The following is an 18,969-nucleotide window of genomic DNA, read 5'->3' as shown; positions in this document are numbered from 1 at the left end:
TCATGGTTTCCCGGCGCTGCGACCTCACGTTGACGCCCTGACGCCACCTGAATGTGTGATCAGCCTTCGCTTGGCGAGGCCACCGTCCAATCGTTAGAACCCATGACTCGCCACTGCGCACGCGCAGGACGTTTCTTTTGTTCGCAAGGTTCCAACCACCTATGCTCTGGCATCTCACGCAGCTGGCCATCTGGGCGCTGTTGCTCGTTCCCACCTTCTTCGCCACGCGCTGGTGCCTTGGCAAGCTCAAGCGCATGCCTTGCGACGTGCCGTTGATGGTGCTGGTGCTTGCCCTGGCGGCCATGCTGGCGATCCTGGTGACACCCGTTGCACTGCCACTGGGCGCAGTGGTGCTGCCCTATTCGGTGCTGGCGGCCGTCATGGTGGTGACTAATTTCCGATTGGGAGATCCCTACTTCGGGGTTGGCTGGAGCGAGCTGGTCCCGCCTGGGGCATCGCTTGCCGCCACGTTTCTGATGGCGTGCGCGCTGATTTGGTTGATCCTGCAACGCAAGACGCGTTAGTCGGGCGTCGCTGCATTGGGCGGTGACGCGGGTGAAGAGGACGCCGCCCTGAAAGCCTCCACCAACTCCGCCGACATGCTGCGCAGATGCAGATCCTGCTGCGGGAACGGAATCTCGATGCGCGCGGTCTGCAGGTCCGCATAGATCCGCGCCAGCAGCTGGCTGCGGATGCTGACCCAGTCGTCGAACTCGCGTGTCCACGCGCGCACCGAAAAATTCAATGCGCTGGCACCCAGGCCGGAAAACAGCACGCTCGGCGCCGGATCGTTGGACACGCCCTGGGTCTCGCGGGTGGCACGCTCCAGCAGTTGCATCACCTGGGCCACATCGCTGCCGTAGGCCACGCCCACTTCCAGATCCAACCGGCGGTTGCGATCCATCAGCGTCCAGTTGGTCACCTTGTCCGACAGCAGCATGCCGTTGGGCACCACCACGTCGGCGCCTTCAAAAGTCTTGACCGTGGTGGCGCGCATGCCGATGTCGCGCACGCGGCCGACCGTGCCACTGATGTCCACGACATCGCCCGGCTTGACCGGTCGCTCGAACATCAGGATCAAACCGGAGACGAAATTCTTGACCACATCCTGCAGGCCCAGGCCAATGCCCACGCCCAGTGCGCCAAACAGGAAGGTCAGCTGGCCCACCTTCAGGCCCGCCGCCGACAACGCCGCCAACAGGCCCAGCAGCAACAGCGCGTAGTAACTCAGTGAGGCGATGCTGTTGTCCACGCCACGCGGCAGCGCCATGCGGGTCAGGACTTCCTCTTTCAGCAGCAGCCGCACCGCGTTGGCCACCCAATAGGTCAGGAACACCGCCAGGGCGAACACCAGTACATGGCCCAGGCTGATCGACAGCTCGCCGTATTCGAGGCGGTGGGTCACCACCGTTTCCAGCCAGGCGTAGAGCGGGCGGAACACCCGGAAGCGATTGAGGGTGAACGCCAGCCAGCCAATGATCGCCGCGCCCACCAGCAGGCGCATGCACAGGCGCAGCAGTGCACCGGCATGCCGGTGCATGACCCGCAGTGGCGTCCTGGCCAGCCAGGCGAACAGCAGGTGCAACAGGGTATTGAAGACGTTGACCGTGGCGTAGATCACCAGGGCCAGGTAGCCGCTGTCGATGATGCCACTGGTGAGCATCTCGGCCATCGACGCATTTCCGGCCACGTTGCAGGCCAGCGACACCAGCAACATCGCCACCGTCAGCCAGGCAATGGCGCGCACCAGCTTTTCTTCGATGCTGTGATGCAGCCGCTGACGCGCACGCCACAACAGCCACAGGGTCGTGGACAGGCACAGTAGCGCCAGGATCAGGTAGTACCAGCGATACGCCAGCGCATCGGCCAGCAGGAAAAAGCCGAGCCGCTCCAGCAGATAGAACACGGTGGCCGTGTACGGCCAGGGGCCCAACAGGCGGCGCCCTTCGAACGGCAGCAGGCGCAGCACCGGAATCAAGGCCACCGCCATCGCCAGCTGGTGCACGATCAACGGCGCGTTCGGTTCCAGCACCAGCACGCCCACCATCGACAGCAGCAGCCAGGCCGAGATGGGCCGGCTCAGCACCTGTTGCGCCGAGGGCTCGCGCGGCACCGCGCTGACCCGCTTGCGTTCGCGCCAGGCCATCCACAGCAATACCGGCAGCAGCACGTAACGCAGCACGCTCAACAGACGCTGGTTGCCGAGATCGGCGGCGTTGTACTGCTTGGCGAAGCTGGCCTCCAGCTCGAAGCCCTCGGTCAGCGCCTGCACCGTGGAGTTGCCCTGCACGGCCGTGGATTTGACCGCCCAGATCGGCGGCGAGTCCATCTTCAACAAACGCTTGTCGATGTAGTCAATCGCGGCGGTCACGGTGGCGCGTCCGGCCTCGATGCGGGTGTCCAGGGCATTGGCCTGCCGACCCAGTTCGATCTGTCGTGCCAGCGGCTTGGACAGCGCCTGCTCGGCGCCCTTGAGATGGCCGATGACCGCATCGATGCGGTCACTCAGCGCGTCGGGCAGGCTGCCGCGGGGATAGGTCGTGCGCGTCAGCTCCCAGTCGCCACGGCGATGCGCCAGCTCCGAGGCGTCGTCGGCCAGCGGCTCGGTGGCCGCGCGCAGATCCGAGCGCCAGCGCGCGTACTGGCGGGCATCGAAGTTCCAGTGCCGCTCCAGGCTTTCCAGCCGCAGGATCGGCAGCGTGCGCAGTTCGTCGTACTGGAAGACCCGGGTCTTCTCATCCACCGACTGGCGGATCGACAGCAGGCGCGGACCAAAAGCCGCCAGCGGATCCCGGCGGGTGGCGCGGGCGATGACGTCGGTGACAAAGCGTTCGTCGGCGTCCGCGCGCCAGGGGATGTCGCCCACCGGCACCGCCAGCGGCCCCTTCGCCGCCTGCGCGGCATCGGACAGCGGTGCGCCCGTGGCAGTCAGGCGCTGCGCCGATGCCGCTGCCGCGGCAGCCGTCATCAGCAGGCACAGCATCAGGATCGCGCAGGTACGCACTGGGCGCATGGGCCAACATCCACATCGCGACCTGCCGGTCGGGTGCGGTCAGTCTAGCCGCAGGCGCTCGGCTGCGGCCAGTCGAGCGCGCACGGACAGGCGTGATCAGGCCGAGACTTCTTCTTCCACCTCGTGTCGGCGCAGGGTATCGCTGGGATACTCGCCAAACAGGCTGTGGTAGTCCGCGGCCATGCGGCCGGGATCGTGGAAGCCGAAGCGGTGCGCCACCGCGGCGATGGTGGTCTGACCCGGATGATGCTGCTGCAGCGTACCGCGCACCAGGTGCAGGCGGCGCCGGCGGATGTACTGGCTCGGCGGCATCCCCAGGGTGACCTGGAAGGCGGTGCGCATGGTTCTGGGACTGACGCCAGCCAAGACGCAGAGTTCGTCCACGCGCAGGCTGCCTTGATCGCAGGCATCGATCTTGGCCATGGCGGTGGACAGTGCGCGACGCAACATCACCGGCGGACGCCCGCGCTTGTGCAGGGGCAGTTCGGGGGCGACGACAAGCAGGGGATTGAAAGGGCCCGTCATGGTCAGACCAGTCAAGCTGTTGGTGTGATTCATCGTGGACATCCTTGCTGGGGTGGGCTACGTAATTACCGGAAACAAAAACGCTTGCGACCGTGCATGGACGCGGCATTCGGCCACGCCCACGCATGGCTCATCAGTTGCTGCTGCCGTGCGGCGTCTCCAGCTTGCGCTGGGCAGCTTCCAGCGCCTTGTGCAGGCTCAACGTGTCGGCGCCCTGCGAAGGCGGATAGTCCATGAGGCTCTTGAGATGAGCAGCAATGAACGGACCGCCCGCCGTGGGCGCCCACAATTTGGCGGCGAGGAACTTGCGGCCGATGTAACCCCACTCGTGCGACTCGGGGTCCATCTTTTCCATCGGGTCCATGCGCAGGTTGAACAGGTACGGCACGCTGGGGTACGACTTGGGATTGAACCAGCTGCCTTCCTTCTTGACGCCGATGTGCATCTTCCAGTTGTCCACGCGCAGCGCCATCAGATCGGTTTCGTCGTAGTAGAAGATCTCGCGGCGCGCCGACTTCTCGGATCGGCCGGTCCAGTGCTCCAGGTTGTTGTAGCCATCCAGATGCACCTTGTACTTGGTGCCATTCATCGTATGGCCCTTGAGCAATTGCGCCTTCAGATCCGGCAAGCCGGCGGCCGCTGCCAGGGTGGCGAACAGGTCTTCGTGGTTCTGTATACCGTTGGACACGCTGCCGGCCGGGATGCGATCCGGCCACTTGACCAGGCAGGGCACGCGCACGCCGCCTTCCCAGGTCGTGCCCTTCTCGCCGCGGAATGGCGCGTAGCCGCCATCGGGCCACATCATCAACTCGTTGCCGTTGTCGGTGCTGTAGATGACGATGGTATTGTCGGCCACGCCGAGTTGCCGGAGCTTCTTCAGCAACACGCCCACCTGTTCGTCATGCTCGATCATCTTGGCGCGGTAGACGTCTTCCTCGGCGCGCCCTTCGTCCACTGCCTTCTGGATGTACTTCTTCGGCGAGTGCGACCAGATGTGACAGGCCGTGGTGTTGTGCCAGCAGAAGAACGGCTGACCTGAGTCCACTGCCCTGTCCAGCCAGTCCAGCGTGTGCTCCAGCACTTCGCCGTCAAAAGTTTCCATCCGCTTGCGGGTCAGTGCGCCGGTGTCCTCGATCTTCTGCTTGCCTACCCGGCCGAATTTCTTGTCGGTGGTGGCGTCGTCCTTGCTGGTTGCCCAGGCATGCAGCACGCCGCGCGGGCCGAACTGACTCTTGTAGTTGGGATTCTTCTGGCCCGGATAGTCGAGCTCTTCGGGTTCTTCCTCGGCATTGAGGTGGTACAGGTTGCCGAACCACTCGTCGAAACCGTGCACGGTGGGCAGGAACTCGTTGCGATCCCCCAGGTGGTTCTTGCCGAATTGGGCCGTGGCATAGCCCTGCGACTTGAGCACTTCGGCCAGGGTGGGATCGGACTTCTGGATGCCGCGCGCCGAGCCGGGAATGCCGATGGTGGTCATGCCGGTGCGGATCGGCATCTGGCCCATGATGAAGGCGGCGCGTCCGGCGGTGCAGCTGGGTTGCCCGTAGTGATCGGTGAACAACATGCCGTCACGGGCGATGCTGTCGATGTTGGGCGTGTGTCCCATCATGCCGTGGGTGTAGGCGCCGACATTCCACAAACCGATGTCGTCACCCCAGATCACCAGAATGTTGGGCCGATCCCTGGCACCGGCCTTGGCGCCGCTGGCCTTGGCGGGGACGGATTTGGAACTGGTCTTCTTGGCAGTCGCCATGCTGTTGCCTCCACTAGGGGGGTGGTGGGGGGATCAGGGAAGGAAGCCGGTTCGCGCCTCTGCGCAGGTGTCTTATCGCGCGTCTGCGCGAAGAATGGCCCGATGATCTTGAGCGGGCCAAGCATCAGGAACAGCACGGCAAAGATCGCCGTGGCCGACAGCGTATGGCCAGCGTGCGCCATGGGGGCAACGACGAGCAGCAACGGATCCATGGCATGCCTGCATCAGGGTCAGCCTGCGGTGAACGGCCAGCAATTTCATGTCCAGGCGCCGGCGCGAAGGGGCCGGACCAGCATCAGCGCTTTTATCCGTATTCCGACTCACGATGCGTATCTGGAAAAACGCACGCTGGCGAATGGGATGAACGGTCGAACGATCGGTGGATCGTCCCGGTTTTCGGACGCTATATTCGCTGCGCTTTCGACGACTGCCACGTAAAACCGGAAAAATCTATGGCCAGGAGGGTGCGATGGCCCGGGTGTCCTGTCGCGATTTCGGAGAGATCAACTACGCCTTGCCTGCCGCGCGTGGCCGCACCCTGCACACGCGACGAAGTGAACGTGCCTGGCAGCTGCGCGTGTTGCCTTTGGGTGACGTAACCGTGCTGATGGTGCTCGGCGGCGCCAGCAACCTGTTGCACGGCATCAGCCTGGATGATCAGTATTCGATCTACATTCCCTTGTCGGATGCCGCCGTGGTCATGCTGTACGGTGACGGCGCGGCGCAGGCGATGTTGGAATCCCGGCATCCGGGCCAGGGCCATCAGCTGCGCATGGCGACTTCCACCCGCTGGATACGCCTGCATTTCAGGCGCGGCGTGATGCGCCACCGGCTGGAACACGACTTCGTCGAATCTGACGTTCTGCCACCCTCACAGATATTCCAGTCCGGCGAGCCGGCGCTGATGGCGCTGGTGCGACTGGTACGTCGGCTGTATGAGCGGGACGACGATGATGCCGAAGCGCTCCATGGCAACGCCCGCATCATGGCGGCGCATCAGTTGCTGGAAGCGATCTTCAACTTGCGCGCGAGCCATGCCGAAAGTCCGCGCGCGGCGCGTGGCCGTCCCCCGCTGCAACGCCACCTGGTCATCAGCCGCTGCCTGGAACTGATCGACGCGGAACTGGCCCGACCCTTGAGCGTGGACGATCTCTGCGCTGCCGCCGGTGTATCCGACCGCACATTGCGCACGGTGTTCCTGGAGCAGTTCGGGGTCAGCCCGCATCGCTACCTGATGATCCGGCGCCTGCATGCGATCCACCAGGCGTTGTGCAGCGCGCACGATGGCGAAACCATCACCTCGTTGTGCAGCGACTACGGGGTCTGGGATTTCGGACGCTTCGCCCGCCAGTACCGGCAGGTGTACGGCGTGCTGCCCTCGCAGGATCTGCGCGCCGCGACCCGCCCGGCGTCAAACCTGGCCGCCCTGGCGCAGGCATCGAATGCCGCCCAGGCCGATGCAGGTTGCCGCCGGCGTCGCAAGGGCGGCGAGCCGGTCGCCGCGGCCGACCGGCTTCAGTAGGCGAATTCGCGGAAGACCTGATCCACGTCCCCCTTCCAGGCACCGTGGAAGAGTTCGAGCTTGCGTTCGGCTGGCGTCTGGTTGGATTCGACGATCTCCACCAGCGCATCCAGGAAGCCGCTTTCGTCCACGCCCCGGCCGTTGAATCGGGCACGTCGGCGCAAGCCGGCAACCGCGATGCGCACGGCCTGCGCGGCGATATCGCGCACCGTGCCACCGCGGAACGGCAGCTTGAGCGCATGCTTGGGCACCCCGTCGCGCAGCGCGTGGCGTTCTTCCAGGCTGAAGTCCTTGACCAGGTCCCAGGCAGCATCGAGCGCGGCATCGTCGTACAACAGGCCCACCCAGAAAGCCGGCAGCGCGCACAGCCGATTCCATGGCCCCCCGTCGGCGCCGCGCATCTCCAGGAATTTCTTCATCCGCACTTCCGGGAACGCGGTGGTCATGTGATCTGACCAGTCGCGCAACGTCGGCAAGGCACCCGGCAAGACCGGCAAGCGCCCCTGCAGGAAGTCGCGGAAGCTCTGGCCGCTGGCGTCGTGGTAGATGCCGTCGCGGTAGCTGAAGTACATCGGCACGTCGAGCAGGTAGTCGACATAGCGCTCGTAGCCGAAGCCGTCTTCGAAGACGAAATCGAGCATGCCGGTGCGATCACCATCGGTGTCGGTCCAGATATGCGAGCGATAACTCTGGTAGCCGTTGGGCTTGCCTTCGGTGAACGGCGAATCGGCGAACAGCGCAGTGGCGATCGGCTGCAACGCCAGCGACACGCGGAACTTCTTGATCATGTCCGCTTCGCTGGCGTAGTCCAGGTTGACCTGCACGGTGCAGGTGCGGGTCATCATGTCCAGGCCCAGCGATCCGACCTTGGGCATGTACGACTTCATGATCTGGTAGCGGCCCTTGGGCATCCAGGGCATCTCTTCGCGCGTCCACTTGGGCTGGAAGCCCATGCCGAGGAAGCCGAGCTGCAATGCATCGGCTACTTGCTTGACCTCATGCAGGTGGGTGCCCACTTCGGTGCAGGTCTGGTGGATGGTTTCCAGCGCGGCGCCGGACAGTTCCAACTGGCCGGCCGGCTCCAGGGTGACCGAGGCGCCGTCGCGGGTGAGGGCAATCACGCGGCCCTTTTCCTCGATCGGTTCCCAGCCGAACGGCACCAGGCCCTTGAGCAGGGCTTCGATGCCGCGGTCACCGTCGAAGGTGGGTGGGCGCAGATCGTCCAGGCGGAAGCCGAATTTCTCGTGCTCGGTGCCGATGCGCCACTCGCCGATCGGCTTTTCGCCGCTGGCGATGTACTCCACGAGTTGCGCACGATCGGTGATCAGCGTGTCGGCGACATGGCTGGGACTGGACAAAGGCGGACTCGCTGGCAGGTGTGGGGGTGCGGACAGGCCGCCAAGGTGCGCACTATAGCGGTTGGAACGGGACGCCAATCACGTCACGCCGGCACTGCAGTGTTCCGCCATCGCCGTGCCCCGGAGGGGGTCGACCGCAAGTACAGGGCGCGCCTAAGCTTGCGGCATGCCACGCCATATCTCCCATGCCGTCAGCCGCCATCCGGAACGCCACCGCAGCCAGCGGGTAGGTTGGCTGCGTGCGGCCGTGCTCGGTGCGAATGACGGCATCGTATCGGTGGCTGGGATCGTGGTGGGCGTGGCGGCCAGCGGCGCGAGCGTGCAGACCATCCTGGTCACCGGTATCGCCGGTGTGGTGGCCGGCGCCATGTCGATGGCCGCGGGCGAGTATGTCTCCGTGCAATCGCAGGCCGATGCCGAAGCCGCCGACCTGGCGATGGAACGCCACGAACTGCACACCGAACCCGGGCCGGAACTGGCCGAGCTCACCCACATCTACGTGCAACGCGGGCTGGAGCCTGCGCTGGCACGGCAGGTGGCCGAACAACTGACGGCGCACGATGCGCTCGGCGCCCATGCGCGTGACGAACTGGGCATCACCGAGGCCTTGCGTGCCCGTCCGCTGCAGGCGGCGTTGGCGTCGGCCGCGGCCTTCTGCGTGGGTTCCACCTTGCCCATCGTGGCCGCGCTGGCATCGCCGGAGGGGCGCGTGGCCAGCATCACCACGCTGGCCACGATCGTGGGATTGCTGTTGTCGGGCGCCTTGGCCGCCCGCGTGGGCGGCGCACCGGTGCTGCGCGGCGCGTTGCGGGTCGGCTTCTGGGGGGCGCTGGCGATGGCCGCGGCAACCGCCGTCGGCCGCTTGTTCAACGTGGCGATGTAGCCGGCGTCAGTTCCAGCCAGTTGGACACCACGGCACGGGCTTCTTCCACGCCTTGTTTGGACTCGGCCGAGAACGCCTGCACGCTGACGCTGTCGGCGAAATCGGCGAACAGCGACTTCTTCACCGCCTGCAGGGTCTGCATCTGCTGGCCACGGCCGAGCTTGTCGGCCTTGGTCAGCAGCGCATGCGCCGGAATGCCGCGCTGCACCGCGTAGCCGAGCATCTGGCGGTCGTAATCCTTGAGTGGATGTCGGATATCCATCACCACCACCAGGCCCTTGAGCGCCTGGCGGGTATTGAAATAGCCCTGGATGAAGGCCTGCCAGTGCGCCTGCAGGTCGTGCGGCACCTTGGCGTAGCCATAGCCGGGCAGGTCCACCAAGTTGCGCGCCGGACGCACTTCGAAGAACACCAGTTGCTGGGTCCGGCCGGGGGTCTTGGAGACCCGCGCCAGCGCGTTGTGACCGGCCAAGGCGTTGAGCGCGCTGGATTTGCCGGCGTTGGAGCGGCCGGCGAACGCGACCTCATGGCCCTCGTCGATCGGCAACTGGCGGGAGTTGTGCGCCGACAGCAGGTAGTGGGCGGCATTGAGCAGATTGGACATGCCACTAGGATGGCATGTCCGGCCCTTCCCACGGCCCAACTAACGCATGAATTGACCGGAGCAGGCCCGCGAAGGGATAATTCGGAGGTTTCGCGGTGGCCCATGGCGCCGTTTCCTTGGGCCGCTTTCGTAATAATTTCGGAGCTTTAGCATGCGCCACGCTCGCGTTTGGGGACTGACTGGACTGGCCGTACTGGCCGTCGCCGCAGCCGCCTATGCACAGACCACCGTCGTGCCGGTACCGGACAACGCGCCGGTGGAAACCGCCTCGTTGGACATCGACCTGACCAAGACCACCTGGGGCGACGCCGCCGCCGGACAGACCAAGGCTGCTGCATGCGCCGCCTGCCATGGCGCCGACGGCAACCCCAGCGACCCGCAGTACCCGCGCATTGCAGGCCAGAGCGAGCGCTACATGGCGCGCCAGCTGGCTCTGTTCGCCAGCGGCCAGCGCACCAGCGGCATGGCCCCGGTGATGGTGCCGTTCGCCCAGAGCCTGAGCGCGCAGGACATGCGCGACGTCGGCGCGTACTTCGCCACCCAGAAGTCGGGCGCCAGCCTGGCCGACGACGGCGCGGTCAGTGGCGGCGTGTACGACGGCAAGAAGTTCTACGAAATCGGCCAGCAGCTGTACCGTTCCGGTGACGCCGCGCGCGGCATTCCGGCGTGCATGGCCTGCCATGGCCCGACCGGCGCCGGCAATCCGGGTCCGGCGTATCCGCATGTGGGTGGTCAGCAGCAGGCCTATGTGGTCCGTCGCCTGCAGGAATACCAGGCCGGCACAACCACCGAAAAGGACGCCAGCCACTTCAACATCATGGCGCAGGTCGCGCATCCGCTGACCGAGCAGGAAATCCAGGCGCTGGGCAGCTATCTGCAAGGCCTGCATGACCGCGCCGACGATCAAGCGGCCAGCACCAAGCCAGCCAAGAAGTCGTGAGTGTGATGGCTGCCCGGCAGCCCTGATTCACAGCTCCTGTTCATTGCGCCGGCCACACCATGGCCGGCGTTTCTTTTTGTCACGGAGGGATGGATGAGGAAACACGCGCTGACCCGATCGACCGCGCTGCTGGCCCTGTTGGCGTCGATCCTGCTGTCCTGCATGCCATTGCTGGCCTTGGCGCAAGCCAAGCCCGCGCCCGTGGCCGGCCAGGACTACGAGGTGATCGCCGACGGCAAGCCGTTCGCCGCTGCCAAAGGCAAGATCGAAGTCGCCGAAGTGTTCTCCTACGCCTGCGTGCATTGCGCCCATTTCGAACCGGCGCTGCAGACCTGGAAGCGTCGCCAGCCCAAGGACGTGCAACTGACCCAGGTGCCGGCCGCGCTGTCCAGCAGCTGGCTGCCGTTTGCCCGCGCCTACTACGCGGCCGAGTCGGCCGGCGTGCTGGGCGCCAGCCACACCGCGGTGTTCAAGGCACTGCACGAAACCGGCGCATTGCCCATGCACAATCCGTCGGTCGACGAGCTGGCTGATTTCTATGCCAACTACGGCGCCGACCGCGAGAAATTCGCCGCCCTGTTGCGCAGCGATGCGGTTGGCGAGAAAGTCGAACGCGCCAAGCGCTTTGCCATGGATGCCGGTGTCAGCGGCACGCCCACGCTAATCGTGGCCGGCAAGTATCGCGTCACCGGTGGCAGCAACTACGACCAGGTGCTGGCCATCGTCGACTGGCTGGTCGCGCGCGAGCGCGCCGGCGCGCGCAAGTAGAATCCTCTTTCCCTGCTGGAGCCCTCGCTCATGAAGCTTCGTCACTATCTGCTCGCGTTCGCCCTGCTGCCGCTGCTCGCGGCATGTGGTCCCAAGGAAGAATCCACCGTGACGCCGGCCGCTGATGCGCCTGCCAGCGCACCGGCCGAAACGCCCGCCCCCGCCGCCGATGCAGCAGCTCCGGCTGCCGATGGCACCGCCGCTCCTGCCGCTGATGCTGCAGCGCCGGCCGCCCCCGATGCGGGCGCCGCAGCGGCTGCTCCTGCTCCCGCGCCCATCGTTCCGGCCGGCCCGGCGCCGGTCCCCGGCGTGGACTACGTGCTGATCCCCAATGGCCAGCCCTTCCTGCCGTTGAACGGCAAGATCGAAGTGGTCGAAGTGTTCGGCTATGTCTGCCCGGCCTGCGCCAGCTTCCAGGGCCAGATCATGCCGTGGCGCAAGACGCTGCCGGCCGATGTCCGCCTGACCTATGTGCCGGTGGCCTTCGGTCCGGAATGGCAGCCCTATGCGCAGGCGTTCTATGCCGCCGAAAGCAAGGGCCTGGTCGAGCGCACGCATGACGCGGTGTTCACCCAGATCCACGCCAATCGCAGCCTGCCGGGCGAAGGCCAGAAGCCGGATCCGGCCAAGGTTGCCGCCTTCTACGCCGGCTACGGCGTGGATGCCAAGGAATTCCTGGGTCTGATGAACAGCTTTGGCACCTCGGCCAAGATCAACCGCGCCAAGCAGTTCGCCATGGCCGCGGGCGTCAGCGGCACGCCGTCGCTGGTCGTCAATGGCAAGTATCTGGTGAAGGGCCGTAGCTTCCCGGACATGTTGCGCATCACCGACGCCTTGATCGCGCAGGAACGCGCCGCCAAGTAAGGTGCAGTTCCATCCGTGTTGATGTCCCCCCCATGACAACACCTACCGGCAAGCGCCGGCTGCGGGTGCTCAGCGCCAACATCCAGGCAGGCTCGAGCACCCGCCGCTACAGCGACTACGTCACCCGCAGCTGGTCGCATGCCTTGCCCGCCGGCAACAAGCGCGGCAGCCTGGACGTCATCGCGCAGCTGGCCGGCGAACACGACATCGTCGGCCTGCAGGAAGCCGATCCCGGCAGCCTGCGCTCGGGGTTCACCAACCAGACGCACTATCTGGCCGAACGTGCCGGCTTCGATTACTGGACCCACCAGCCCAACCGCAATGTCGGGCGGGTGGCTTCCAGCGCCAACGGCCTGCTGAGTCGGCTCGAACCCCGGGAAGTCTCCGATCACGCCCTGCCCGGCCGCATCGCCGGGCGCGGCGTGCTGGTCGCGCGCTTTGGCGAAGGTGACGAGGGCTTGACCGTGGCAGTGGCGCACCTGTCGCTGGGCGCCAACTCGCGCAAGTCGCAACTCTCGTTCATTGCCGAACTGTTGGCCGATCATCCGCACGCGGTGCTGATGGGCGATTTCAACTGCATGTGCGACATGCCGGAAATGGACGTGCTGTACAAGAACACGCGGCTGCGTCCGCCGGAACACCGCATCGCCACGTTTCCGAGCTGGAAGCCACAGCGCGCGATCGACCACATCCTGATCAGCGAAGACCTGGTGGCCGACGATGCACGCGCAGTGCCCGCGGCCAATTCCGATCACCTGGCGCTGGCAATGAACATCGACGTGCCGGACAGCGCCCTGCGCTGATTCCACGCGACGCCACGCCGCACCGCGCCGTGCACGCCGCGATCAGCCGGCGACGATGATGCTGATCCCCATCACCACCATGAAGATGGCGAACACCCGCTTGAGCGCCACACCGCTGATGCGGTGCGCCAGGCGCGTGCCATACGGCGCGGCCAGGACCGACGCGATGGCGACGCCAATCGCAGCAGGCAGATAGACGTAACCCACCGCATGCTGCGGCAAGGCGCCGGCCGGCGCATGCAGCGCGTAGCCCAGCGCACTGCCGATGGCGATGGCCACGCCGCAAGCGCTGGACGTGCCGACCGCACGCACCGGCGCCACACCGCGATGCACCAGCAGGGGCACGGTCATGCTGCCACCGCCGATGCCCACCACCGCCGATACCGCACCAATCGCGGAGCCGGCCACGGTCATCGGCCAGCCGCGCGGTGCAGGCACGGCCTGCCCATCGGGCGCGCCGCGGGTCTTGCCGAACGCCATCTGCGCGCCGGCAATCAGGCAGTAGATCGCCACCACCCAACGCAGCACCGCATCATCCAGATACACCGCCACGCCGCTGCCCAGCCAACCGCCCAGCAGCAGGCCCGGCACCATCCAGGCCACGGTGGGCCACATCACGCTGCCGCGGCGGTGATGCGCGGTCGCAGAGGACGTTGCGGTCAGCACGATGCTGGCCAACGAACTGGCCAGGGCCGCATGCATCGCGGCTTCCTGCGGTATGCCGAACCACGGCAACAGCCACACCAGCGCCGCCACCAGCACCAGCCCGCCGCCAATGCCCAACAAGCCCGCCAGTACGCCGGCAATGATGCCGAGCAGCGGAAAAATCCAGAAATGCTGCAAACCCTGCTCCTGGTAAGGATGCTGCTACTGAAAACACGCGCCGATGAAGAGCGTCGACGATGAAGGACTTCCCTGGCAAGGATAGTCGCTGCTCGCGATCGTCGCTGATCATCCTTGTCCACGAATCCGTTCATCGCTGTCCGGTATATTCCGGCGCATGAGCCCCCGACTGTCCCTCATCGTACTCGCCGCCACGCTGGCACTGCTTGCCGCGCCTGCCGTGCAGGCCCAGAACAACACCGGCAATGCAGCGCCGCCCGGCGCAGGCAATGCCGGCGCCACGCAGGCGTCGCTGGCCAACGTGCGCGCTGCGCTGGAAGCCGCCGAACGCGGCCAGTTCAACACCGCGCAGTTTCCCGGACTGTCCACGCATCCGTTGTATGGCTGGATAGAACTGGCCAGCCTGCGGCGCGATATCGATGCCGTGTCCACGGCGCAGGCGCAGGCGTTTCTCAAACGCTACGAAGGCCAGGCAGTGGCCGACAATTTCCGCGCCGTCTGGCTGGCGTCGCTGTCGCGCCGGCAGGACTGGCCGACTTTCCTGTCGGCCTACACCGGCAGTGAAAACACCACCCTGCGCTGCGCCGAATTGAATGCGCGCCAGGCCACCGGTCGTGCCGACGCGCAATGGACCCGGGATGCGCAGGCGCTGTGGCGCGGCGCGGACAAATCGCTGCCGGATGTCTGCGATCCGGTGTTCGCCGTGCTCGCCAATCGCGGCGGATTGCCGCCCGCACTGCGCTGGGAACGCATCGATGCCGCCGCTGCCGCCGGGCAAGCGGCCGTGATGCGCAGCGCCGCGCGCGGTCTGCCCGCCGATGAAACGGCACTGGCCGCCGACTACGCGGCCTTCATAGACGCGCCGCATGCGCGCGCGCTCAACTGGCCGCGCACGGATCGCAGCCGACGCATGGCCAGTTATGGCCTGGCGCGACTGGCCGGCAAGAACCCATCCGCCGCCGAAACCGAGCTGGCGCAATACACCAGCGCGCTGGGCCTGACCGACGCCGATCGCGGCCGCGTGCTCTACCAGATCGCGCTGTGGAGCGTGGCTTCCTACGAACCCGATTCCGCCCGCCGTCTCAACGAAGTACCCGAGGGCGCCTACGACGAACGCCTGCACGAGTGGCGCGTGCGCGAGGCGATGGCGCGTGGCGACTGGCGCAATGCGCTGGTGGCCCTGCGCAGGATGCCGGCCAAGCAGCGCGGCGATGATCGCTGGAAGTATTTCGAAGCCCGACTCTCGGAGAAGACCGGGGACCAGGCTGCTGCGCAGCGTCTGTTCGCCGAGGTGGCGCGCTCGCCCACCTTCCACGGCTTCCTTGCCGCCGATCGACTCAACCAGCCCTACGCGCTGTGTCCGTGGATTTCCAACGACAGCGACGCCGACAAGGCCCGGATCGCGCGCGATCCCGCCATCGTCCGCGCGATGCTGCTGTGGCAACTGGATCGCCCGGGCTGGGCCACCGCCGAATGGAACAGCGCGCTGTCGCGTTTCGACGACGTCCAGCGCCGGCTGGCGGTGGAGGTGGCGCAGGACAACGGCTGGTTCGATCGCGCGGTTTTCTCGCTCGGCAAGAATCCGGAGGAACAGCGGCTGTACCAGTTGCGCTTCCCGCTGCACCATGGCGAGACCATCAAACGCGAGGCGGCGAAGAACGCCATCGACCCGGCCTGGGTGGCCGCGGAAATCCGTGCCGAATCCGTGTTCAACCCCAGGGCGCGATCGGCCGCCAATGCGATGGGGCTGATGCAGGTGGTGCCCGCCACCGGCGCCGCCACCGCCAAGAAGATTGGCCTGCCCTGGACCGGCGCAGCCAGCCTGTACGACTCCGACACCAACATCCAGATCGGCACGGCCTATCTGCGCGAGATGGAAAACAAGTACGGCATGCCCTACATCGCCATCGCCGCCTACAACGCCGGCCCCACGCCCACTGCGCGCTGGCAGTCGCAGCGGCCGGGCTTTGATCCGGACATCTGGATCGAGACCATCAGCTACAAGGAAACGCGCGATTACGTGGCGCGCGTGCTGGCCTTCAGCGTGATCTACGACTGGCGCCTCAACGGCAACGCCCTGCCGATCACCGACCGCATGCTGGGCAAGCTCGATGGCAAGCGCCGCAGTTTTGTCTGCCCGGAAGCGCGCCTGCCGCGCAGTTGAGCCAGGCCGGCGCGCATCAGGCATCATGCGCGCATGAAGATCTTCCTTGTCGGCGGTGCGGTGCGTGATCGTCTGCTGGGCTTGCCGCCCGGCGACCGCGACCATGTGGTGGTCGGCGCCACCCCGCAGCAGATGCTGGCGCTGGGCTACAAGACGGTGGGCCGCGACTTTCCGGTGTTCCTGCATCCGGACAGCGGCGAGGAGTACGCCCTGGCCCGCACCGAGCGCAAGAGTGGCCGCGGCTATCGCGGCTTCGTGGTGGATACCGATCCGGCGGTGACGCTGGAAGAAGATCTGCAGCGACGCGACTTCACCATCAATGCGCTGGCCGAAGACGCGGATGGCCGCGTGATCGATCCCTACGGTGGCCAGGCGGATCTGCAGGCACGCGTGCTGCGCCATGTCGGCCCCGCCTTTGTCGAAGATCCCGTGCGCGTCTTGCGAGCCGCGCGCTTCATGGCGCGGCTGGCGCCGCTGGGTTTCCGGATTGCACCGGAGACCTTGGCCTTGATGCGCGAGATGGCGGCCAGCGGCGAGCTCGATGCGCTGGTGCCGGAACGGGTCTGGCAGGAATTGCGGCGGGCGCTGGCGTCCGAGCGCCCCTCGGCCTTCCTGGCGACCTTGCGCGAGGCCAATGCCCTGGCCAGCGTATTGCCGGAAGTGGACGCGCTGTACGGCGTGCCGCAGCGCGCCGAGTTCCATCCCGAAGTGGATACCGGCGTGCACCAGCAGATGGTCAGCGACATGGCCGCGCGTCTGGCGCGCGGCGATGATCGCATCGGCTATGCCGCGCTCTGCCATGATCTGGGCAAGGCGATGACGCCGGAAGCGGAACTGCCGCGCCACGTGATGCACGAGCAACGCGGCATCGCGCCGGCCATCCAGCTCAGCGAGCGCCTCAAGGTGCCGGTGGAGCATCGCGATCTGGCGGTGCTCGCCTGCCGCGAACACCTCAACGTGCATCGCCTGGACGAGCTGCGCGACGCTACCGTGTACGAGGTGCTGGCGCGCTGCGATGCGTTCCGCAAACCCGAGCGTATCGCCCAGCTGGCGCTGGTCTGCGAAGCCGACAAGCGCGGTCGCCTGGGCAGCGAGGAGGCGAGCTATCCGCAAGGCGCGGAACTGCAGCGACTGCACGCCGCCGCCTGTGCGGTAAGCGCGCGCGATGTGGCGCTGCCCGGCCTGAGCGGCCCGGAGATCGGCGAGGCCCTGAAACATGCGCGCATCGGCGCCATCCAGCGCGCGCGCAAACCGGTGGCATGAAGCCAGCGCGCAGGTTCCCACCTTCATCCATCCGCAGGAGTCGTCCATGCTCGCGCAGGCAAAGGGTCAGTTCGAGGTCAAGCTGCAGTTGCAGCAAGCCAGCCCCGGCATCGAGGCCGCGCGCCTGGGTCGGCAGACCATCGACAAGCAGTTCCGCGGCGACCTGGACGCCGCCAGCCTGGGCGAGATGCTGGCGGTCATGACCGAAGTGAAAGGCTCGGCTGCCTACGTGGCGCTCGAGCGCGTCGACGGCACCCTGCACGGCAAGCGTGGCAGCTTTGTGTTGTTGCACAGCGCCGTGATGGATCGCGGCGCGCCCAGCTTGAGCGTGCAGGTGGTAGCCGATTCGGCCAGCGGCGAACTGAGCGGATTGCGCGGCAGCATGCGCATCGAAATCAGCGAGGGCCAGCACCACTACGTGTTCGATTACAGCCTGCCACCGGAGTAATCGCGCGTGCCAGGCTCACAGCCGATTGGGCGTGAGCTTGAGCAGGCGCGCGTCGGCGCCATCCTCCAGCACCCACAGGGCGCCATCCGGGCCCTGCTCCACTTCGCGGATGCGCCGGCCCATCGGGTAACGGCGGTATTCGCGCGGTGACTCGCCCATCTCCACCTGGACAAGCGCCTGCGATGCCAACCCGCCAATGAAGCCGTAATTCTGGAAGTACGGAAACAATTCGCCGCTGTAGATCACGAAACCGGCCGGCGCGATCACCGGCGTCCAGGAAATCTCCGGCGCGTTGAATTCGGGTCGGGTCGGGTGATCCGGGATGGGGCTGCCGTCGTAATTGTCGCCATTGGACACAATCGGCCAGCCATAGTTGGAGCCGCGTTCAATCAGATTGAGCTCGTCGCCGCCGGCCGGCCCCATCTCGTGCGCCCAGAGCCGGCCGGTGGCGTCCAGCGCCAGCCCCAGCACGTTGCGATGACCATACGACCACACCTGTGCAGCGCGGCCGCCCTGCGCGGCGAAGGGATTGCCGGCCGCAGGCGTGCCGTCATCATTGAGCCGCAGAATCTTGCCGAGGTTGCTCTGCAGATCCTGGGCCGGTGAACCCTTCTGCCGCTCGCCGGAACTGACCCAGAGCTTGCCTTCGCGATCGAACAACAGCCGATGGCTGTAATGGGCGTCGCCACTGACCTTGGGAGTCTGCCGCCAGATCACCTGCAGGTTCTGCAGTGTGCCGCCGTTGCCGCTGGCGTCCAGCTGCAGGCGCGCGCGCGCCACCGCCGCGCCGCGCCCACCCGTGCCCTCTTCGGCATAGCTCAGATACACCAGGCCATTGCTGGCGTACTGCGGATGCAGGATCACATCGCCCAGTCCACCCTGGCCACCGTAGGCGACCGTGGGTACGCCGAGGATTTCGCCGGTCTGCCGCGTGGCCACGTTGATCAGGCGCAGATGTCCCGGCTTCTCGGTGACCAGCAGGCGGCCGTCAGGCAGGAACGTCATCGCCCACGGTTGATCGAAGCGCGCCACCTCGGCGCTGACGAAGGGCGGATCCGGAATCCGCCGCGGCGGCGACATGCCCTCGGCGCGTTGTGCGCTGGCCTGTTGCGCCAGCAGCACGCGCGGGGAGACGTGCACGGCCAACGGCAACGTCGGTGACGTCGCCGGGTTCTCTTCGCTGGCCTCGGTCACCGGACTGGCATCGCAGGCCAGCAG

The 18,969-nt window shown here is 66.4% G+C and carries 17 protein-coding genes; 10 read left to right on the top strand and 7 right to left on the bottom strand.

Features of this window, described 5'->3' with window-relative positions:
* Nucleotides 1–161: 161 nt before the first annotated feature.
* On the top strand, nucleotides 162–524 hold the full coding sequence (locus B5X78_RS10485; RefSeq protein ID WP_079724325.1) for a hypothetical protein: 363 nt from the start codon (nucleotides 162–164) through the stop codon (nucleotides 522–524).
* On the opposite strand, the gene B5X78_RS10480 is transcribed toward B5X78_RS10485, so the two are convergent.
* From B5X78_RS10480 to B5X78_RS10470, 3 genes are all read right to left on the bottom strand, one after another.
* Nucleotides 521–3,013, bottom strand: coding sequence for a mechanosensitive ion channel family protein (locus B5X78_RS10480; RefSeq protein WP_217698660.1), 2,493 nt, complete (start codon nucleotides 3,011–3,013; stop codon nucleotides 521–523). The two genes, B5X78_RS10485 and B5X78_RS10480, sit on opposite strands and share 4 nt — an antisense overlap.
* Before the next feature lie 96 nt (nucleotides 3,014–3,109).
* Nucleotides 3,110–3,571 (bottom strand): helix-turn-helix domain-containing protein, encoded by a 462-nt coding sequence (locus B5X78_RS10475; RefSeq protein ID WP_176140822.1) that lies wholly within the window; start codon nucleotides 3,569–3,571, stop codon nucleotides 3,110–3,112.
* 100 nt (nucleotides 3,572–3,671) lie between these two features.
* Nucleotides 3,672–5,291, bottom strand: a complete 1,620-nt coding sequence (locus B5X78_RS10470; protein ID WP_079724323.1) for an arylsulfatase — start codon at nucleotides 5,289–5,291, stop codon at nucleotides 3,672–3,674.
* A gap of 469 nt (nucleotides 5,292–5,760) precedes the next feature.
* Between B5X78_RS10470 and B5X78_RS10460 the strand changes: the two genes are divergently transcribed.
* Nucleotides 5,761–6,813 carry a helix-turn-helix transcriptional regulator gene (locus B5X78_RS10460; RefSeq protein WP_079724321.1) on the top strand — a complete coding sequence of 351 codons (1,053 nt, stop codon included), beginning with the start codon at nucleotides 5,761–5,763 and terminating at the stop codon, nucleotides 6,811–6,813.
* On the opposite strand, the gene B5X78_RS10455 is transcribed toward B5X78_RS10460, so the two are convergent.
* A complete protein-coding gene (locus B5X78_RS10455) occupies nucleotides 6,807–8,171 on the bottom strand; it encodes a glutamate--cysteine ligase (RefSeq protein WP_079724320.1) in 1,365 nt (454 codons plus the stop codon). The genes B5X78_RS10460 and B5X78_RS10455 overlap by 7 nt on opposite strands.
* Before the next feature lie 166 nt (nucleotides 8,172–8,337).
* Between B5X78_RS10455 and B5X78_RS10450 the strand changes: the two genes are divergently transcribed.
* Nucleotides 8,338–9,054, top strand: coding sequence for a VIT1/CCC1 transporter family protein (locus tag B5X78_RS10450; protein ID WP_079724319.1), 717 nt, complete (start codon nucleotides 8,338–8,340; stop codon nucleotides 9,052–9,054).
* Here B5X78_RS10450 and yihA read toward each other — a convergent pair.
* Nucleotides 9,038–9,658: a ribosome biogenesis GTP-binding protein YihA/YsxC gene (yihA, locus tag B5X78_RS10445; protein ID WP_079724318.1), complete on the bottom strand. Its 621-nt coding sequence runs from the start codon at nucleotides 9,656–9,658 to the stop codon at nucleotides 9,038–9,040. The genes B5X78_RS10450 and yihA overlap by 17 nt on opposite strands.
* Before the next feature lie 151 nt (nucleotides 9,659–9,809).
* Here yihA and B5X78_RS10440 point away from each other — a divergent pair, with 151 nt between their 5' ends.
* The 4 genes from B5X78_RS10440 (at nucleotide 9,810) to B5X78_RS10425 (ending at nucleotide 13,033) form a co-directional block, all read left to right on the top strand.
* Nucleotides 9,810–10,598, top strand: coding sequence for a c-type cytochrome (locus B5X78_RS10440; protein WP_079724317.1), 789 nt, complete (start codon nucleotides 9,810–9,812; stop codon nucleotides 10,596–10,598).
* 93 nt (nucleotides 10,599–10,691) lie between these two features.
* Nucleotides 10,692–11,366, top strand: a complete 675-nt coding sequence (locus B5X78_RS10435) for a thiol:disulfide interchange protein DsbA/DsbL (protein WP_079724316.1) — start codon at nucleotides 10,692–10,694, stop codon at nucleotides 11,364–11,366.
* A 30-nt stretch (nucleotides 11,367–11,396) separates the two neighbouring features.
* A complete protein-coding gene (locus tag B5X78_RS10430; RefSeq protein ID WP_079724315.1) occupies nucleotides 11,397–12,230 on the top strand; it encodes a thiol:disulfide interchange protein DsbA/DsbL in 834 nt (277 codons plus the stop codon).
* 32 nt (nucleotides 12,231–12,262) lie between these two features.
* On the top strand, nucleotides 12,263–13,033 hold the full coding sequence (locus B5X78_RS10425) for an endonuclease/exonuclease/phosphatase family protein (RefSeq protein WP_079724314.1): 771 nt from the start codon (nucleotides 12,263–12,265) through the stop codon (nucleotides 13,031–13,033).
* Between the two features lie 42 nt (nucleotides 13,034–13,075).
* Here the strand turns inward: B5X78_RS10425 and B5X78_RS10420 are convergent, their stop codons facing one another.
* On the bottom strand, nucleotides 13,076–13,876 hold the full coding sequence (locus B5X78_RS10420) for a sulfite exporter TauE/SafE family protein (protein WP_229730923.1): 801 nt from the start codon (nucleotides 13,874–13,876) through the stop codon (nucleotides 13,076–13,078).
* Nucleotides 13,877–14,033: 157 nt separating this feature from the next.
* Here B5X78_RS10420 and B5X78_RS10415 point away from each other — a divergent pair, with 157 nt between their 5' ends.
* The 3 genes from B5X78_RS10415 to B5X78_RS10405 are packed head-to-tail and all read left to right on the top strand — an operon-like array spanning nucleotide 14,034 to nucleotide 17,751.
* The gene (locus B5X78_RS10415) at nucleotides 14,034–16,040 is read left to right on the top strand and encodes a transglycosylase SLT domain-containing protein (protein WP_079724313.1); all 2,007 of its coding nucleotides are present in this window, start codon (nucleotides 14,034–14,036) and stop codon (nucleotides 16,038–16,040) included.
* Nucleotides 16,041–16,073: 33 nt separating this feature from the next.
* Nucleotides 16,074–17,303 (top strand): multifunctional CCA addition/repair protein, encoded by a 1,230-nt coding sequence (locus B5X78_RS10410; protein WP_079724312.1) that lies wholly within the window; start codon nucleotides 16,074–16,076, stop codon nucleotides 17,301–17,303.
* Nucleotides 17,304–17,349: 46 nt separating this feature from the next.
* A complete protein-coding gene (locus B5X78_RS10405; protein ID WP_079724515.1) occupies nucleotides 17,350–17,751 on the top strand; it encodes a DUF3224 domain-containing protein in 402 nt (133 codons plus the stop codon).
* A gap of 15 nt (nucleotides 17,752–17,766) precedes the next feature.
* On the opposite strand, the gene B5X78_RS10400 is transcribed toward B5X78_RS10405, so the two are convergent.
* Nucleotides 17,767–18,831, bottom strand: coding sequence for a PQQ-dependent sugar dehydrogenase (locus B5X78_RS10400; protein WP_079724514.1), 1,065 nt, complete (start codon nucleotides 18,829–18,831; stop codon nucleotides 17,767–17,769).
* Between the last annotated feature and the right edge of the window lie 138 nt (nucleotides 18,832–18,969).

Origin of the sequence: Pseudoxanthomonas indica (genome assembly GCF_900167565.1) — a bacterium.
Lineage (GTDB): Bacteria > Pseudomonadota > Gammaproteobacteria > Xanthomonadales > Xanthomonadaceae > Pseudoxanthomonas_A > Pseudoxanthomonas_A indica.
The sequence above is the reverse complement of the archived record's forward strand: the minus strand, read 5'-3'. Positions and strand labels throughout refer to the sequence as shown.

Bases quoted from the DNA above. Each gene is read 5' to 3' on its own strand.
- B5X78_RS10485 (WP_079724325.1), top strand. From the start codon at position 162: ATGCTCTGGCATCTCACGCAGCTGGCCATCTGGGCGCTGTTGCTCGTT.
- B5X78_RS10480 (WP_217698660.1), bottom strand. From the start codon at position 3,013: ATGCGCCCAGTGCGTACCTGCGCGATCCTGATGCTGTGCCTGCTGATG.
- B5X78_RS10475 (WP_176140822.1), bottom strand. From the start codon at position 3,571: ATGAATCACACCAACAGCTTGACTGGTCTGACCATGACGGGCCCTTTC.
- B5X78_RS10470 (WP_079724323.1), bottom strand. From the start codon at position 5,291: ATGGCGACTGCCAAGAAGACCAGTTCCAAATCCGTCCCCGCCAAGGCC.
- B5X78_RS10460 (WP_079724321.1), top strand. From the start codon at position 5,761: ATGGCCCGGGTGTCCTGTCGCGATTTCGGAGAGATCAACTACGCCTTG.
- B5X78_RS10450 (WP_079724319.1), top strand. From the start codon at position 8,338: ATGCCACGCCATATCTCCCATGCCGTCAGCCGCCATCCGGAACGCCAC.
- yihA (WP_079724318.1), bottom strand. From the start codon at position 9,658: ATGTCCAATCTGCTCAATGCCGCCCACTACCTGCTGTCGGCGCACAAC.
- B5X78_RS10440 (WP_079724317.1), top strand. From the start codon at position 9,810: ATGCGCCACGCTCGCGTTTGGGGACTGACTGGACTGGCCGTACTGGCC.
- B5X78_RS10435 (WP_079724316.1), top strand. From the start codon at position 10,692: ATGAGGAAACACGCGCTGACCCGATCGACCGCGCTGCTGGCCCTGTTG.
- B5X78_RS10430 (WP_079724315.1), top strand. From the start codon at position 11,397: ATGAAGCTTCGTCACTATCTGCTCGCGTTCGCCCTGCTGCCGCTGCTC.
- B5X78_RS10425 (WP_079724314.1), top strand. From the start codon at position 12,263: ATGACAACACCTACCGGCAAGCGCCGGCTGCGGGTGCTCAGCGCCAAC.
- B5X78_RS10415 (WP_079724313.1), top strand. From the start codon at position 14,034: ATGAGCCCCCGACTGTCCCTCATCGTACTCGCCGCCACGCTGGCACTG.
- B5X78_RS10410 (WP_079724312.1), top strand. From the start codon at position 16,074: ATGAAGATCTTCCTTGTCGGCGGTGCGGTGCGTGATCGTCTGCTGGGC.
- B5X78_RS10405 (WP_079724515.1), top strand. From the start codon at position 17,350: ATGCTCGCGCAGGCAAAGGGTCAGTTCGAGGTCAAGCTGCAGTTGCAG.
- B5X78_RS10400 (WP_079724514.1), bottom strand. From the start codon at position 18,831: ATGTCGCCGCCGCGGCGGATTCCGGATCCGCCCTTCGTCAGCGCCGAG.